Source organism: Endozoicomonas sp. ALC013 (assembly GCF_049310205.1).
Taxonomy (GTDB): domain Bacteria; phylum Pseudomonadota; class Gammaproteobacteria; order Pseudomonadales; family Endozoicomonadaceae; genus Endozoicomonas.
In genome coordinates, this window is sequence record NZ_JBLYNS010000036.1 from 21,416 (window position 1) to 36,869 (window position 15,454).

Annotated in this window: 12 protein-coding genes; 1 reads left to right on the forward strand and 11 read right to left on the reverse strand. The window is 49.9% G+C overall.

The genetic code is table 11. From position 1 onward, the window contains the following. Positions 1-18 precede the first annotated feature (18 nt). The 7 genes from ACO6V1_RS09170 to ACO6V1_RS09200 all read right to left on the reverse strand — a co-directional run bounded on the left by ACO6V1_RS09170 (position 19) and on the right by ACO6V1_RS09200 (position 7,855). A complete protein-coding gene (locus ACO6V1_RS09170; protein ID WP_422449884.1) occupies positions 19-1,218 on the reverse strand; it encodes an ATP phosphoribosyltransferase regulatory subunit in 1,200 nt (399 codons plus the stop codon). 125 nt (positions 1,219-1,343) lie between these two features. After that, positions 1,344-2,219: a protease modulator HflC gene (gene hflC, locus ACO6V1_RS09175; RefSeq protein WP_422449883.1), complete on the reverse strand. Its 876-nt coding sequence runs from the start codon at positions 2,217-2,219 to the stop codon at positions 1,344-1,346. Beyond that, the gene (gene hflK, locus ACO6V1_RS09180) at positions 2,216-3,388 is read right to left on the reverse strand and encodes an FtsH protease activity modulator HflK (RefSeq protein WP_422449882.1); all 1,173 of its coding nucleotides are present in this window, start codon (positions 3,386-3,388) and stop codon (positions 2,216-2,218) included. Before hflK ends, hflC begins: the two co-directional genes overlap by 4 nt. A 603-nt stretch (positions 3,389-3,991) precedes the next feature. Beyond that, positions 3,992-5,284: a ribosome rescue GTPase HflX gene (gene hflX / locus ACO6V1_RS09185; RefSeq protein WP_422449881.1), complete on the reverse strand. Its 1,293-nt coding sequence runs from the start codon at positions 5,282-5,284 to the stop codon at positions 3,992-3,994. Between the two features lie 147 nt (positions 5,285-5,431). After that, positions 5,432-5,677: an RNA chaperone Hfq gene (gene hfq, locus ACO6V1_RS09190; protein WP_101745449.1), complete on the reverse strand. Its 246-nt coding sequence runs from the start codon at positions 5,675-5,677 to the stop codon at positions 5,432-5,434. Positions 5,678-6,007: 330 nt separating this feature from the next. Beyond that, entirely contained in the window at positions 6,008-6,958 is a 951-nt protein-coding gene (gene miaA, locus ACO6V1_RS09195; RefSeq protein WP_422466612.1) for a tRNA (adenosine(37)-N6)-dimethylallyltransferase MiaA, read from the reverse strand. 105 nt (positions 6,959-7,063) lie between these two features. Then, on the reverse strand, positions 7,064-7,855 hold the full coding sequence (locus ACO6V1_RS09200) for a hypothetical protein (RefSeq protein ID WP_422462079.1): 792 nt from the start codon (positions 7,853-7,855) through the stop codon (positions 7,064-7,066). 392 nt (positions 7,856-8,247) lie between these two features. Between ACO6V1_RS09200 and ACO6V1_RS09205 the strand changes: the two genes are divergently transcribed. Next, positions 8,248-9,603 carry an MFS transporter gene (locus ACO6V1_RS09205; RefSeq protein WP_422466614.1) on the forward strand — a complete coding sequence of 452 codons (1,356 nt, stop codon included), beginning with the start codon at positions 8,248-8,250 and terminating at the stop codon, positions 9,601-9,603. A gap of 180 nt (positions 9,604-9,783) precedes the next feature. Here the strand turns inward: ACO6V1_RS09205 and ACO6V1_RS09210 are convergent, their stop codons facing one another. The 4 genes from ACO6V1_RS09210 to ACO6V1_RS09225 form a co-directional block, all read right to left on the reverse strand. Next, positions 9,784-10,344, reverse strand: a complete 561-nt coding sequence (locus tag ACO6V1_RS09210) for a hypothetical protein (protein WP_422466616.1) — start codon at positions 10,342-10,344, stop codon at positions 9,784-9,786. A gap of 292 nt (positions 10,345-10,636) precedes the next feature. Then, on the reverse strand, positions 10,637-12,010 hold the full coding sequence (locus tag ACO6V1_RS09215) for a sigma-54-dependent transcriptional regulator (RefSeq protein WP_422462085.1): 1,374 nt from the start codon (positions 12,008-12,010) through the stop codon (positions 10,637-10,639). Continuing rightward, positions 12,007-15,102: an ATP-binding protein gene (locus ACO6V1_RS09220; RefSeq protein ID WP_422449876.1), complete on the reverse strand. Its 3,096-nt coding sequence runs from the start codon at positions 15,100-15,102 to the stop codon at positions 12,007-12,009. Before ACO6V1_RS09220 ends, ACO6V1_RS09215 begins: the two co-directional genes overlap by 4 nt. After that, positions 15,092-15,268 carry a hypothetical protein gene (locus ACO6V1_RS09225; RefSeq protein WP_163370786.1) on the reverse strand — a complete coding sequence of 59 codons (177 nt, stop codon included), beginning with the start codon at positions 15,266-15,268 and terminating at the stop codon, positions 15,092-15,094. The genes ACO6V1_RS09220 and ACO6V1_RS09225 overlap by 11 nt, the downstream gene beginning before the upstream one ends. Between the last annotated feature and the right edge of the window lie 186 nt (positions 15,269-15,454).

Genomic DNA, 15,454 nt, shown 5'->3' on the forward strand with positions numbered 1-15,454 from the left:
TCTTAGTTTCAATGCAATTTATAACGGTTCAACCAACCATTCGCCGTCACGGCAGATCAGCTGATGGTTGCAACCCATACCTGCTGCGTCTGTCGCTTGCCCGGGCAGCTGGCGAACTACCCGCTCCCCCTGCCGACGCAGGGACTGCACCAGGGCAGCATCCGCATCAACAGGCGCAAAAATGGTCTTGCCTTCGGTACAGTCTTCTGTACTTTCTGTTTTCAGCTCCAGCAACGCCTTAAGCTCCATAAGCGTCTTGAGGTCAGTGCTGAAACCGGTCGCAGGGCGTGATCGGCCGAAGGCTTCACCGATCCCATCATAGCGCCCACCTTTGGCGATTGCCTGCCCCTGACCGGGCAGATAAGCCGCAAAAACGACACCTGTATGATAGTTGTAGCCCCTGAGTTCGCCCAGGTCGAAATAGAAGTCAGCACCCGGATAAAGACTGGTAATCTCTCTGGCAATCAACCCGAGTTCATCCAGAGCAGTGGCGACGCCCTCAGGACCATCAGCCAGCTCACCCCTGGCCCGTTCCAGTATTTCCGGACCACCGGCCAGATTGGGCAGGCTTTTCAGCATTCGGGCAGACCCTGCGCTGATATCCCACTGATTGACCAGCTGTTCAACTTCAGAGATCGCCTTGCGCTGCAAGGCATCAAAAAGCGCCAGCTCCTGATCACCCGATAGTCCGGCCTGAGATGCCAGCAACCGGTAAATCTGCACATGCCCAAGATCCAGACTGACTGAATCGGCTTCCACCTGAGCCAGGGTTTCCAGCATCAGGGAAATCACTTCCAGGTCACTTGCCACGCCAGAGTGACCATACAGCTCTGCACCGATCTGGATGGGTGACCTTGAAGCCCCGAGGGAAGCGGGGCGGGTATGAAAGACACTGCCTGAATAACAAAGCCTTACCGGCCCATCCACTTTCAGGGTATGGGCATCAATTCTGGCCACCGCCGGTGTGGTATCTGCCCTTAATCCCATGGTTCTACCGGTCAGCTGATCGGTTACCTTGAAGGTTTGCAGATCCAGGTCATGACCGACACCTGCCGTCAGTGACTCGATAAATTCCAGATGGGGAGGAATCACCAGTTGGTAACCCCAGCGGTCAAACAGGTCGAGTATGTCGCGCCTTAACTTTTCAGCACAACGGGCTCTGCCGGGAAGAATTTCCTCAATTCCATCAGGGAGCAGCCAGCGATCAGCGACGGTCATAACAGCCTCTCTTATTGTTACTGTGGAAGTTTTTTCTTCGCTACTTGCCCACACACGAAAAAACCGGGCGAGGCCCGGTTTTGATAATATTACCACGGTTTTTTAGCGCTGGCAGCAAGAGTTCATTATTTGCCTTGCTTATCGTGATTAAAGTAGCGGAAGAAATCACCTTTTGGTTCTATCAGCATGACGTTACCGGACTCTCCGAAGCTCTCTTTGTAGGCCTGAAGGCTACGATAGAAGGCATAGAATTCCCGATCCTGCCGATACGCTTTGGCATAAATCTCAGCTGACCTGGCATCCCCGTCACCGCGGATCATTTCAGACTGACGGTAGGCATCGGCCAGAACCACCTGCTTCTCACGGTCGGCATTCGCCATGATACCTTCTGCCATCTCCTGACCACGGGAACGATAGTCCTGGGCCTCTTTCTCACGCTCGGATGACATCCGCTCAAATACCGAGTCACTGACCTGGGGAGGCAGGTCAATCCGCTTGATACGTACATCCATAACACTGACCCCCAGCTCATCCTGGGCAACTTCATTCAGCGTTGTGGTCAGCTCTTCCATCATCTCGTCACGCTGGCCGGACACCACTTCGTTCAGAGTGAGGCTACCAAACTGGTTCCGCATGCTGGACTCAGCACGCTGGGCAAGCAGGTTACTGGCACGGAATACATCGCCTGCCGTTGCGCGGTAGAAGTCGTAGACGTTGTGAATGCGCCACTTGATGTAGGAATCGACAATCACGGCCTTCTGCTCAAGGGTCAGGAAGCGCTCGGATGGCACATCCAAAGTCTGCAGACGGCCATCAAACACCTTAACCTTGTCAACCAGCGGGATTTTCACATGCAGGCCCGGAGGGATACTGTCACGTACTACCTGACCAAAACGAAGTTGCACCGCCCTCTCCCGTTCGGAGATAACGAATAAACTTCCCCATGCCAGTATTACAACAACCAGAGAAATAATCAGTCCAGTGAAGGCTTTCTGACTCATCGACTTACCCTCCCCCCACTGACTCGCGAGCTATTGACGCGTTTATTCAATTCTTCTGTCACCCGGGTGGTAATCTCGTTTAATTCCTGGGCAGATAACTGTCTGGATGGCACTTTGCTGCTACCATGGGACTGTGTCAGTTTATCCAGCGGCAGATACATCATGTTATTGCCACCTTCAACATCCACCAGTACCTTGCTGGATTTACTGAACACGTCTTCAATCGCCTCAATATATAGACGCTCGCGGGTTACTTCAGGTGCCTGTTGGTACTCACCCAACAGTTTCACGAAACGATCCGCCTCACCCTCTGCCTTGGCAACTACCTCATCACGGTAACCGTTGGCACTCTCAATAATACGCTGAGCCTGACCACGGGCTTCCGGAATGATCTTGTTGGCATACACCTGGGCCTTGTTCTTGGCCCGTTCTTCATCTTCACGGGCGCGGATAACGTCATCAAACGCTGCCTGCACTTCTTTGGGAGGATGGGCGCTCTCAATGTTTACCTTGGCAACATTAAGGCCGGTACCGTAGCTGTCCAGATAAGCCTGAAGGCGATCACGCACTTCGATACCCATCACCTCACGACCTTCGGTCAACACCTGGTACATCTCGGAGCCACCGACAACATGACGCAATGCACTCTGTGTCGCTTCTTCCAGACTGACCAGCGGCTTAGCAACGTTGAGAACATAGTGCTTGATATCATCAATGTTGTACTGAACCGACATGGCCACCTCGACGATGTTCTCGTCTTCGGTCAACATTTGCTGCAAGAGGTTATAGGTCCGAAGTTCAGTCACCCGTTCCTGAAACTTGGTTTCAATGGGAGGGAAGTACATATGCAGGCCAGGGCCAACCGTCTCTGCATACTCACCAAAGCGCAGGATGACGGCCTGCTCTTTTTCATCAACGGTATAGACCGCATTCCAGATGTAGGCTGCAACAGCGAGTATCAGAATGCCAATAAAAATGCCGGAAGAGGAGCCTGCCTGAGCACCACCACCGGAGCCACCACCGCCTTTGCGGCTTCCCCCAAACATGGAATTCAGTTTTTCCTGAAATTTGCGAAAAGCATCGTCCAGGTCCGGTGGTCCTTGCTTATCGCCTTTGTTACCACCGCCCCATGGATCCTGGTTGTTTCCACCCGGCTCGTTCCAGGCCATATATGTCTCCGTAGAGTCAGCATCAGATTGAATTTTGGTTTGAGCATCCCTGTTACTGGGGACAACAGGCGATTAAATCCATTGCCGGTCCATCAGAGGATGTGCACACCATAGTTACCTACAGACCTTGAGAGTCCCAGGTATGACATGACGTCGCAGGATAAATTTCCAGAGCAGTCATCAACTTCCACTTCGCCCTTCACTGCAACACAGGAGCGTAAAAAATGCAATGTATCCGTACCGTCCGGAATCCTGACCAGCCTTTACAGGCACTCAATAAGACGTACCCGGTAAAGATAGTTCCTGAGCCAGATTGTAGAGTTTGGATAGCGAATAGCGCAAGCCGAATTGGTAAAGACCGCAACGGATTTTCTTTACAAACACCAAATCAGAGCTGTTTCGCCCAAATTTCATCCATCTGTCCTGATGAAATATTCTGTCCAGCGAGGAACGCTTTTTATCATCTGCGGCTACACTTTTTGACCGCATAAACAGTACATACTGTTACTGGCACACAGCCAGCAGAGACAGCGAGAAGGTAATATTGAAGATAAAAGACATCGTACGTATTGACCCGAGCCAATACGCACAAACCACAAGAGCTTACAGCATGGAATTAAAGCAACTCTCACTCAGACCTTCCTGCTTGGAAAGGCGCTCAAAGTCAGACTTTGGCAGGCGAATATCCAGAACCACATCACCACTATCGGAGTAGACTTCGGATTGAATAGCGCCAAGCTTATAAAGACGGGCACGGATGCGTCCCTGGGCAGGCTTCAGGGTTAACTGCCCCTGCAGCATATCATCAGAAAGCAACTCTTTGATGGCGTCTTGCAGCAGATCAGCACCCTCACCGGTCACTGCGGAAACCCAGACTCGCACAGGACGCCCTTCATCATTGCGCTGGATTTTCGGCTCTACCCCCTGTAACAGGTCAATTTTATTATAGACCTCCAACTGTGGCACTTCATCCGCATTGATCTCTTTCAGTACCGAATGAACCTGATCCATGTTTTCCAGACGCTCCGGATCATGGCTGTCAATAACATGCAGCAGCAGATCAGCCTGACGGGTTTCCTCAAGGGTTGCCCGAAATGCCTCCACCAGCTTATGAGGCAGGTGACGTATGAAACCCACCGTATCCGCAAGAACGACAGGCCCGATATCCGGCAAATCAATTCGCCGCAGCGTTGGGTCAAGGGTGGCAAACAGTTGGTCAGCCGCATAAACCACCGACTCGGTCACGCGGTTAAACAGTGTCGACTTGCCAGCGTTCGTATAGCCAACCAGTGATACCTGGGGAACCTCTGCCCGCTGTCTGGAACGTCGCCCCTGCTCCCGCTGCCTGCGCACCTTTTCCAAACGACGGCTAATGCTTTTGATGCGCGCCCTGAGAAGACGACGGTCGGTTTCCAGCTGGGTTTCACCCGGTCCTCTCAGGCCGATACCACCCTTTTGTCGTTCAAGGTGAGTCCAGCCGCGAACCAGTCGTGTGCTCATGTGTTGCAACTGAGCCAGCTCAACCTGAAGTTTACCTTCAAAGGTTCTGGCACGCTGAGCAAAAATATCCAGAATCAGTCCGGTACGATCAATAACCCGGCATTTCAGCTCTTTTTCCAGATTACGTTCCTGGCTCGGAGAGAGGGCATGATTAAACAGCACAACATCGACATCGTGCAGGACAACCAGCTGACGGATTTCTTCAACTTTGCCGGGACCGACAAAGAAACGGGGATTGGGATGTTTGCAGCCTGCGGTAATAAATGCGGCAGACTCAACGCCAGCGGAGCGTACCAGCTCCATAAATTCCTGGGGGTCTTCCCGCTCACGCTCATCGTTCAATTCCAGATGAACAAGAACCGCGGCTTCACCACCCTCATGGCGGTCAAAAAACAAATAGATCTCCTAAACAGCCACGAACCGCACGAGCTGAGAACCAGCTAACAGACAACCTGAAAACAAGACTGCGCCACATGGCTCATTTTTAAAATAAATATAAACACCTAAAGGCACCTCAGGTGCCTTCAAGATGCATCAACAGAATTACTCATTCTCAGGCTGATCAGTACCCTGCATCGGCAAACGAACCGGACGGCTGGGAACGACAGTTGATACGGCGTGCTTGTAAACCATCTGGCTCACCGTATTCTTGAGAAGAATAACGAACTGATCGAAAGACTCAATCTGCCCCTGAAGCTTAATACCATTAACCAGGTAGATAGAAACCGGCACGCGTTCTTTACGCAGCACATTCAGGTAAGGGTCTTGTAGAGAATGCCCTTTTGACATTTCTGTACTCCTTTTAATTCTCGGGTTTTTGAATAGCCTTGTTTCACTTTGGGGAGGACTATCCGCTGGACCGGCTGTGCCAGTACTCATTGTTCAATATATGTACAGCCTATGAAATGCCGACTCACATTAAGCTAACCCAACACCGCACTCAATAAGTAATATTAGCTACTCCCACCAGTCCTGCCGGAACAATTAGAGGTTCTAAGGTACTACTTTATTAAGCAATAAGTCTAAACAGCCAACGGTTTATGGAAGAAATTTGCATTAACGCCCTCGGCATTCCTCAGGGCTATGCACTTTACCTCATGACTATAAATTATACCGATGTTATTTAAGGGCACCCTCCAAAACTTTCAAGGCATCACCCGGCAGGTTGTTGGAAAACGTATCAAGCCAGTGAATATCAGGCCAGCTTCTGAGCCAGGTTAACTGCCTTTTAGCCAGTTGTCGGGTCGCAATAATACCTCTTTCGACCATCTCATCGTAGCTTAGTTCCCCAACAAGGTAAGACCAGGCCTGACGATAACCAACAGAACGGACAGAAGGCATGGTAACATTCAGGTCCCCACGCTGATAAAGCCGGGTTGCTTCCTCCAGAAAACCGTTCTCCAGCATCATTCTGAAACGCAGTGCAATGCGTTCATGGAGCACAGAACGGTCTTTTGGAGCCATCGCCAGGCTGACAATGCCATAGGGTAAACGTTGCACTTTCTGCTCCCTGTGCCATTGAGAAAGCGGTTTACCTGTCAGCTCATAAACCTCCAGGGCGCGCTGCAAGCGCTGGGTATCCGAGGGTTTTATTCTCAGTGCCGCTTCCGGATCAACGCCTGAGAGCTGCTGGTGTAAAAATGCCCAACCCCGTGCCCGTGCACTATCCAGCAGCCGTTGACGAACCCCGGCATCGGCAGCGGGCATGGTCGCCATACCGTCCCTGAGCACCTTAAAGTACATCATCGTACCACCAACCAGCAGAGGTATTCTCCCACGGGCGGTGATATCGGCCATCAACGCCAGGGCATCCCGTCGAAAATCGGCGGCTGAATACGATTCCGCCGGATCAAGAATGTCGATCAGGTGATGAGGCGCTTCCACCAGAACCTCAGGTTCCGGCTTGGCAGTGCCAATATCCATCCCTTTATAAATAAGTGCCGAGTCAACACTGATGATCTCAAAAGGCAGCTCTTTGATGAGCGCTACCGCAAGGTCAGTTTTGCCTGAAGCGGTAGGACCCATCAAAAATACAGCGGGAGGGAGCCGCTTTTCCTCATGCGCGGACATAGGAGAATGTGTACCTGAAAATAATAAAAATGTGATTCTATAGGGAAGGTCTTTTTTTGCAATGCGGGGAGACCAGATATTTCATTTTTCAAAAGCCAGACTGATCTACCTTAGTTGCAAACAGTCCGGGATAATTTTATCGGAAAACAATTGCGCTAATACTTCATTCAGGTCTTTAGAATCAGAAATATCATCCAAGGCTTGTTTTAATTCTACTGCCCCCTGGTTCAAGTTATCGATAAAACTGCCAATTTCACAAGCAGTAAGATGATCAAACAAATTTCTCCAGCCAGGTGCCAATATCAACTCCCCGCCACCTATACAATCAAATCCTGTATAATCACACCCCCCTTCAAACTTATAAACACTACCATCCTTTAATTCGCCAAACATGATCCAGTTTTCTACTTCATTTTCACCCTCCTGATATGAGAAGACTTTGTCAATATCCCTGCACTCAGTTGTGTATTCGACCATACCGGGCTGCGGCGTCCCCCGTGTTTCCCAGGAACCATCATCAACTAAAAAAGAATACCATGCATAATTACCCTCCCAGAGCGAACCGTCAATTTCCACCGGAGTAAACACAATATTTCTCACCTCCTCTCTAGTGCTGGAAAATAAAGGCTTACACTCTGAACTGCTTATTAATGCAGCACCCAATCGGCGAAGGTCATCCAGTCCAAGGTATTGAATTAATCGATCACTGATAACTTGAATATTTAATACCTGAGAATAAATATCTTCTTTCAGTGGTAATTTATTTTTAACTACCCTGGCATCCATTATTTTTGGATTACCGTTTTCTGATGATTCCTCTGTACCCACTTTACTTTGGTCTGTGGTACTCGTACTAGATAACGTGTTTAATGTACTAGCCAATAATGCAGGATCCATACCCCACCCTCTTCACAATTTTTTTTCACCTGAAATTGCATAGAAAAAGTGTCCAAGTTAATCCAGCGATTGACGGTTGGCTGAAACACCAACGCAATACCCGATCCGTATCTGAACCAGGGAGAAAACGGTACAGGGCAATCTCATGTTTTAATTCATGACTCATAGGCAGATAATCGACACTCCATGATGGTAGAAAATTGAAAATTTGCCAGAAATCTTTCTGACAATGCTGCCGCTTTGTTCATTTATTGAGATTTATCGGCTACGCGATAAGAGCCCCTTATTTGCTCATTGTAATGCACTGTCGTACATTACAAACTCTGAACTCAAGCTCTTAAGGCAAGCCGAAAAAATTTATACAACAAAAACAATTAAAAAAAGGCAACACAATGAAGACCATTACCAAACTCAATCGAGTTGGCTATGCCATGGGGGACCTGGGCAACACACTGACCTTCGGTATGATGTCCACTTTCTTGCTGGCTTATTATACGGATGTACTGGGTATTACTGCCGCTGCAGCGGGGACGCTGTTTCTCGTTGCCAGAATCTGGGATGCGGTGAATGACCCGATCATGGGTGCTATCTGTGACAAACTCTTCACCCGCAAGCATACCGGGGACAAGTTTCGCGGCTTTCTGGTAAAAGGCAGCTGGCCTGTTGCGGTGGCAGCCATTTTTGTGTTTTGGGCACCACAGGGCCTGAGTGACTCACAAAAACTGATTTGGGCATACGCCACCTACATTGTCTGGGGCATGGCATATACCTTTATCAATATTCCCTACGGTTCACTGGCGACGGTGATGACCAATGATAAAGGTGAGCGGGCCTCTCTTTCCGCTGCCAGAGGCGTCGGTAGCATGGCTGGCAATGTCGTAGGCAACATTGCCGTACCACTTTTCCTGTCGATTTTCGCCGATGACTTTGCCAAAGGTTATTTGTACTCTGCTGTCTTCGTCAGCATTTTTGCCATGATCGCCTATCTTATATCCTACCGGTGTACTGCTGAATATATACGACACGAGCCTTCAACCGAAAACATTAACATTTTTCAGGGTATCACCTCTCTGCGGAAAAATTCATTATTTCTCTGTGTGAGTATATCTTCCGCATTTATGCTGGCGGCATTTATGGCCCAGAGTGCCATTACCTACTATTTCCTGACTGAGAACCTGGATGGCCAACTGTGGTTCATATCCTTAAGCTCAGCGGTCAGCGTTCTTGCTATCCTTATCATTTCATCGTTTATCGGAAAGCTCGCCTTAAAGTTCGGTACCCGAAAAATTATGATTACCGGATTTCTGTTAGCCGGTATTACAGCGACCGTTTGCTTTTTACTGCCTGACTCAATTTATGTCATGTTCCTGTGGCTCTTTGTAGGCATTCCACTGATGCTGCTTCCTAATTTGCTGGTCTGGGCAAATGTATCTGACAGTATTGACTACAACTCTTACTTAACTGGTCAGCGTCAGGAAGGCGTTATCTATTCCAGCTATTCATTTGCCCGTAAGATGGGGCAGGCACTGGCAGGTTTCATCGCGGGTACGGGGTTATCTTTTATTGGCTATCAGGCAGAACAGGAAACACAGCCAGCCTCAGTATTGCTCGGCATCGATGCACTAATGTTCCTCTTGCCTGCTGTGGCACTGTTTATATGTGCGCTTATCTACTTTGTGATGTGGGATGAATCCAAGATCAAATCAGCCAGTGAAAGTGACGCAGACTTGAGCGGACAGCCCGCCTGATGTCTGGAACAGTTCAACTTCAAAATCCTTTGAAGTTGAACTGACAAGGATTCGACTTTAGTGTTTGAACTTTTTCAAGTTAATAAGCCAAAGACATCTTATTCAATTTGAAATCAGCTTTTTGTCACTCTGACACTGGACCAATGGCTGCAGACAATGACCATGTCTAAATCATTTTTATTATTTCAGCCCTAACTGCTCGTTAGTGACGTTTACCTCGGGTTGGGACAAATTACCCACCAAAGACTTGTAATTTTCCTTGGGTTCGGGCGAATCACCCACCAAAGACTTGTAATTTTCCCCGGGTTCGGGCGAATCACCCACCAAAGACTTGTAATTTTCCCCGGGTTCGGGCGAATCACCCACCAAAGACTCGTGATTTTCCCCGGGTTCGGGCGCATCACCCCCAAAAGACTCGAAAGGGACAGAACCTTCGGCCTCAGCTTCGTACCTCCCGACAAAATATACGTCCGAATTTGGACCCGATTCTGACATATCGTTCCGATCTGGTTGTTTAGCCACAACACCTTGATCGGCTTTAGGCAGTAATGGCTTTGTCAAGCCTGCCGGGTCATCTTCCGATGGTTTTGGGCAGCAAGCCGCCACTACACACGCTTTGACCAATCTATAACTAAAATTAAGGCAGTTTTGACACTGATCAGGTTGGGCATCATTATCACTTGCTGCTTTCCATGCATTCGAGAAGAAATCTACTATTTTGGAACTATCATCAAAGCGCATATAAACCTCCTGAATCCCGTCAAACAGGGATTGATATTATTATTCGTACTTATATAAGACCTCTTATTTATGAAAAGATTCCATAAAATGTATTCATTTATCTTTTTCGGGTTAAAATGGGTGAAAAATAGCACCTTGTTAACGGTACTAAAGTACAATTAATCTATTTGTCACACATGACTAATCCAGTACATCATTTCGATGAGTTTGATGTGTACAATCTCCGCTCAGGACGAACGGAGCTTGGGAGGCATTGATAGAAAGAACCCATCAATTGCATTGAAACCATGCACTATGTCGCCGCTGTTTTCTTTCTCGGAATACCCAGGCGCTGGCGCCGCTCCCAGAGTGTTTTTCTACTGATACCCAGTTTCTGTGCAAGATCGGTTTCGGTCATCTGATCCTGGTGCTCAAGAACAAAACGCTGGAAGTAGTCTTCCAGAGTCAGGCCATCCTGAAGTTCTTCGGCATCCTGACGAAACAGGGTCTGCTTCACACGAACGTCAATATCCAGGTTTTCCGGGGTGATGATATTGTCTTCAGAAAGAATGACACCCCGTTCGATGGCATGCTCCATTTCGCGAACATTCCCGGGCCACTGATACTGGGAAATGGCAGCCATGGTTTCGGGAGCCATTGAGAAGACGTCCAGCCCCATTTTGCCACAGGTTTTGGCCAGCAGTTTTTCCGCCAGCATCAGGATATCACTGCCTCTCTCCCTGAGTGGCGGAATGCGCAGTTCCACCACTTTCAGTCGATAGTAGAGGTCTTCACGAAACTCATTCTGTGCAGAGAGCTGACGGAGATTCCGGTGAGTAGCGGCAATCAGTCGCACATTAACCGACTGGGACTGTACTGAACCGACACGACGAATTTCACCTTCCTGAAGCACTCGAAGTAGCCTGGCCTGGGCTTCCAGTGGCAGCTCACCAATTTCATCAAGAAACAGTGTGCCACCATTGGCCGCTTCGATCAGGCCGGTTCTAGCGGCGGTAGCCCCGGTAAATGCCCCTTTTTCATGGCCAAACAGTTCTGATTCAATCAGTGTTTCCGGAATGGCGGCACAGTTAACAGAAATCATCGGGCCATTGATGCGTTTACTGTTTTCATGGATGGCCCTGGCAACCAGCTCTTTACCGGTGCCTGATTCACCCTGAATCAATACCGTGGCATCGGTTGGGGCCACCTTCTGTATTTGCCGGAACAATAGCTGCATGGCATCACACTGTCCCAGAATGCCATTAAAGCCATCGCCGGAGCAGATCGCTTCATTGTTGCCCTGTTCCGCATCGCTGCCAGGACTCTGAGCTGCCTGCTTTTCAATAGCTTCGGCCACGCGCTGAATCATCTCTGCATGATCAAAGGGCTTGGCAATATAATCCACGGCCCCCTGCTTCATGGTCGAGACTGCCGAGTTCAGGCTGGCATAGCTGGTCATGATCAGTACCGGGATGCCATTGGCCAGGTTGATCATTTCCGTACCGGGCTTACCGGGAAGCCTCAAATCGCTGATGATCAGTGAAAAAGACTGTTGTTTCAGGCAGTCTTGCGCTTCGTGAACAGAGCCTGCCTCGGTAATACAATATCCCTGTCGTTCAAGCAGACGACGCAGCGACGACCTGATAATTTCTTCGTCCTCGACAATCAGTATCTGGTCCTGACTCATGCCATGTCCCCCTGAAATTCCAACGGCTGCTCCCCTGTGTCTACCGTCCTCACTGAGTCAGACTCGTAGCGTGGAAGCGAAATGATAAAGCAGGTCCCCCGCCCTGTGAGTGGATCCAAAGGGCTCACCACCTGAATACTGCCAAAATGTTCTTCGATAATATTCCAGGTGAGAGCCAGACCCAGGCCCGTTCCCTTACCCGCTTCTTTGGTGGTGAAAAATGGCTCAAACAGCCTTTCCTGAATGGCTTTGGGAATGCCATGCCCCTGGTCTTCAAAACGAAGGGTGACCGTGTGCTGGTTGGCTGTGCTGCTAACGGAAACAACACTCTCCGCCGTGCCAGTGCCTTCCTCTGAGGCATCGGCGGCATTTTTCAGCAGATTGATAAACACCTGTTGTAATTTTTGGCTGTTACCGCTGACGCAGAGACCATCGATGCACAGATTACGGAATACGATATTGCTGTTCTTATGGCTCAATTGCAACAGACTGATGGCTTCCTGAATGGTGCTGAACACTTCTACGGGTTCGGCTACCGATGGAGAATCACTGTTTTGCTCTCCCCCTTTCTGACCAGAGTGAGCATAAGACACCAGTGTTTGCACAATGCGGCTGACTCTTTGGGTTTGTTCCAGTATTTGCCGGGCACTCTGTTGTATATCCGGGTCCGATGATAGTGCGCTCATTTCCTGGGCAAGGCAGTCTATACCGGTAATCGGGTTGCCAATTTCATGGGCAACACCGGCGGCCAGCTGCCCGATAGACGCCAGTCGTTCACTGTGAAAGAGCTGTTCTTCCAGCATTTGGGTTTCTGTCTGGTCCTCCAGCAACATGACCTGATTACCACCGGTACCGGAAACCGGTGCCTGAACTGCGGCTTTGTGCAGGCTGAAATAGCGGGTGCTGCCTTCCATTTCAACACAGTGCTTGTTCAGGTGATTGTCGGGGAGTTGCATAAAATCATTGAGGACCTGGTTCCAGGGAGCAGGAATGGTCTTCAGGGGCATCCCCAGAACAGCATCAGCGGGAATGCCGGTCAATTCTGCCATTGCCTGATTCCAGAGCATCACTTCGCCGGTGTTGTTCGATGGCAGCGATTCCGGGTGATCAACCGACGTGCTCTCCATGGCAGCATCAATGGAGCAGACGGCCATGGGCAGGCTGTTCAATGTGTCCCGGTGATAACGTCTCAGGCTATCAAGCTCACCGGCCAGACCGGTCAGCTTTGAGTGATACGCTTCCAGACGGGATTCCATAAAATGGATATCTTTGGGGACGTAATCATTATCAATATCCAGTGGCAAAAAGGAGTCAACGATGTCATGGGCAATGGTGGGTCCCATAAGCCCGGACAGATTATTCTCAATACGCTCCCTGAGACGTCTCAGGGAGTGCGGACGGTTGTCGTCCGGTCTCATATTGAGATCGGTCAGGGCTTTATTGATTTCCGTCTGCGCCGCTACCGGCCCCAGAGGGGCACTGAGCATCTCCTGAAATTCGTAGGAAGAGCGGGCCTTGGGGATTTTGTAGGGCTGCTGACGTACTTCACGAACCAGGCAGGCGGCCGCTGCACTGCGCTCTTCATCAGGCATCCTGGTAAAGCTGGAGACCAGGTAAAACACCAGCACATTCACCACCAGTGATGAGACGGCAGCAATATACCAGCCGTCGTTAGTGATGGTGCCAAAGTTGACGCTGCGGATTGGGAAAATCTCAAGTCCCATGGTTAAAGGCAGCATCAGGGTAAAGAACCAGACTGCGGTTCCAGAGAGAATCCCGAGAATCAGCCCCTTATGGTTTGCCCTGCCCCAATAGAGCGTAGAAAGAGTACCGGGCAACAGTTGCAAGGCTCCCACATAGGCGACGATGCTCAGGCTGTACATGTCCACCTCGTTATGCAGCAGCCGGTAAAACCCATAACAGGCGAGGATCAGGGTGGCGATAATCAGACGTTTTACATTGGTCAGCCAGCGATAGATATTCATCTGGGCCTGGGCCGGCTCTCCGGACTGATAAAGGGTCTGATAAAGCGGCAGGATGACGTGGTTCAGCAACATGGAAGACAGTGACAGTGAGGTCACCATAAACAGGCCACTGGCCGCAGAAAGCCCACCTATATAGGCGATGATAGTCAACCATTGACTATCCACGGCATGACCAATAGCCAGTGGAAAGTACTCGGGCGGATAAGGGCTCCCGATTTTGAGACCCGCCCAGAGAATCAGAGGGGTGGAAATACTCAACAGTAATAAAAAGAATGGCAGGCCCCAGCTGGCAGTGAATAACATTTTTATGTCGCGGTTTTCGGCAAAGGTCATGTGAAACATGTGTGGCATAACCACAGCAGAGGCAAAAAACATCAACAGCGTTGTTCGCCAGGGGCCATCTTCCAGATGAGAGTTCATCCCGATGATGACCTCAGAGTTGGCTTCAAGCCAGTGGTTTAATCCGGAAAAACCACCAAACACTTCGACGATGACGACGCCGCCCAGCAGCGCCATAATCAGCAGCTTCAGCAGCGACTCAAAAGCAATCGCCACCACCAGACCATCATGCTGGTGGCGGCTGGCCAAGTGTCGGGTACCAAACATCATGGTCAGTAACGTGACCATAATACAAAAACCGAAGGCCAGCATTTCCGGGGAGGTGTCATCGCTCAGCAGATAAACACCGTCTGCCACGGCCTGTATCTGCAGGGCCAGCAGGGGAAAAGTAATAAACAGCAGCAGCAGTGTACTTAGCGTACCCGCCACGGGGCTTCGGAAACGGAAGGCCAGCACATCGGCCAGAGAACTGAGTTGATAGGTGGAGGTTATTCTTAATATTGGCACCAGCAGGACAGGCGCTAATAAAAATGCACCGCTCAGGCCAAAGTAAAAACCGAGAAAAACATAACCATCGTCGTGGGCAACCCCGATACTGCCATAGTAGGCCCAGCTACTGGCATAGATACCCAGGGACAGAACATAGGTTGCCGGGTGATGAACCACTCTGCGCGGGATGATGCCTCGATCCGTCGCCCAGCCGCAGAGAAAAAGAACCGCCAGATAGGCAACACTGGCCAGAACGATATACTCCAGTTCAAAGCTCATCGCTGTTACCCCTGATCTGAAGGGTAAAGCCCGCGACAATCAGGATGAACCAGAGTATCCAGGGCTGATACCACTGTTCACCAAACGTAATCCACCAGCCCATGATGGCTGGAGAAAAAAGGTAAATACCGATCACCAGAAGCAGAACCAGGCGGTAGATATACATATTACGTCTGTGCAGTTTTGCCGTTGGACGGACATGGTAATGGTTATATGGGTAAACCGCAAAAGATTACTGGCAGTCTATTCCCGGTCAGCCTCCTGGATACAAGCGTGCATCTAAGTAGCTGGCCATATGGAATCGAATATTTCTGGCTACTTGGGCTGGTACTATGCGAGGCACAACGGAGGA

What these genes read in the sequence shown, in the direction of transcription:
- ACO6V1_RS09170 (WP_422449884.1), bottom strand. Translation starts at nt 1,218, where the DNA reads ATGACCGTCGCTGATCGCTGGCTGCTCCCTGATGGAATTGAGGAAATT.
- hflC (WP_422449883.1), bottom strand. Translation starts at nt 2,219, where the DNA reads ATGAGTCAGAAAGCCTTCACTGGACTGATTATTTCTCTGGTTGTTGTA.
- hflK (WP_422449882.1), bottom strand. Translation starts at nt 3,388, where the DNA reads ATGGCCTGGAACGAGCCGGGTGGAAACAACCAGGATCCATGGGGCGGT.
- hfq (WP_101745449.1), bottom strand. Translation starts at nt 5,677, where the DNA reads ATGTCAAAAGGGCATTCTCTACAAGACCCTTACCTGAATGTGCTGCGT.
- miaA (WP_422466612.1), bottom strand. Translation starts at nt 6,958, where the DNA reads ATGTCCGCGCATGAGGAAAAGCGGCTCCCTCCCGCTGTATTTTTGATG.
- ACO6V1_RS09200 (WP_422462079.1), bottom strand. Translation starts at nt 7,855, where the DNA reads ATGGATCCTGCATTATTGGCTAGTACATTAAACACGTTATCTAGTACG.
- ACO6V1_RS09205 (WP_422466614.1), top strand. Translation starts at nt 8,248, where the DNA reads ATGAAGACCATTACCAAACTCAATCGAGTTGGCTATGCCATGGGGGAC.
- ACO6V1_RS09210 (WP_422466616.1), bottom strand. Translation starts at nt 10,344, where the DNA reads ATGCGCTTTGATGATAGTTCCAAAATAGTAGATTTCTTCTCGAATGCA.
- ACO6V1_RS09215 (WP_422462085.1), bottom strand. Translation starts at nt 12,010, where the DNA reads ATGAGTCAGGACCAGATACTGATTGTCGAGGACGAAGAAATTATCAGG.
- ACO6V1_RS09220 (WP_422449876.1), bottom strand. Translation starts at nt 15,102, where the DNA reads ATGAGCTTTGAACTGGAGTATATCGTTCTGGCCAGTGTTGCCTATCTG.
- ACO6V1_RS09225 (WP_163370786.1), bottom strand. Translation starts at nt 15,268, where the DNA reads ATGTATATCTACCGCCTGGTTCTGCTTCTGGTGATCGGTATTTACCTT.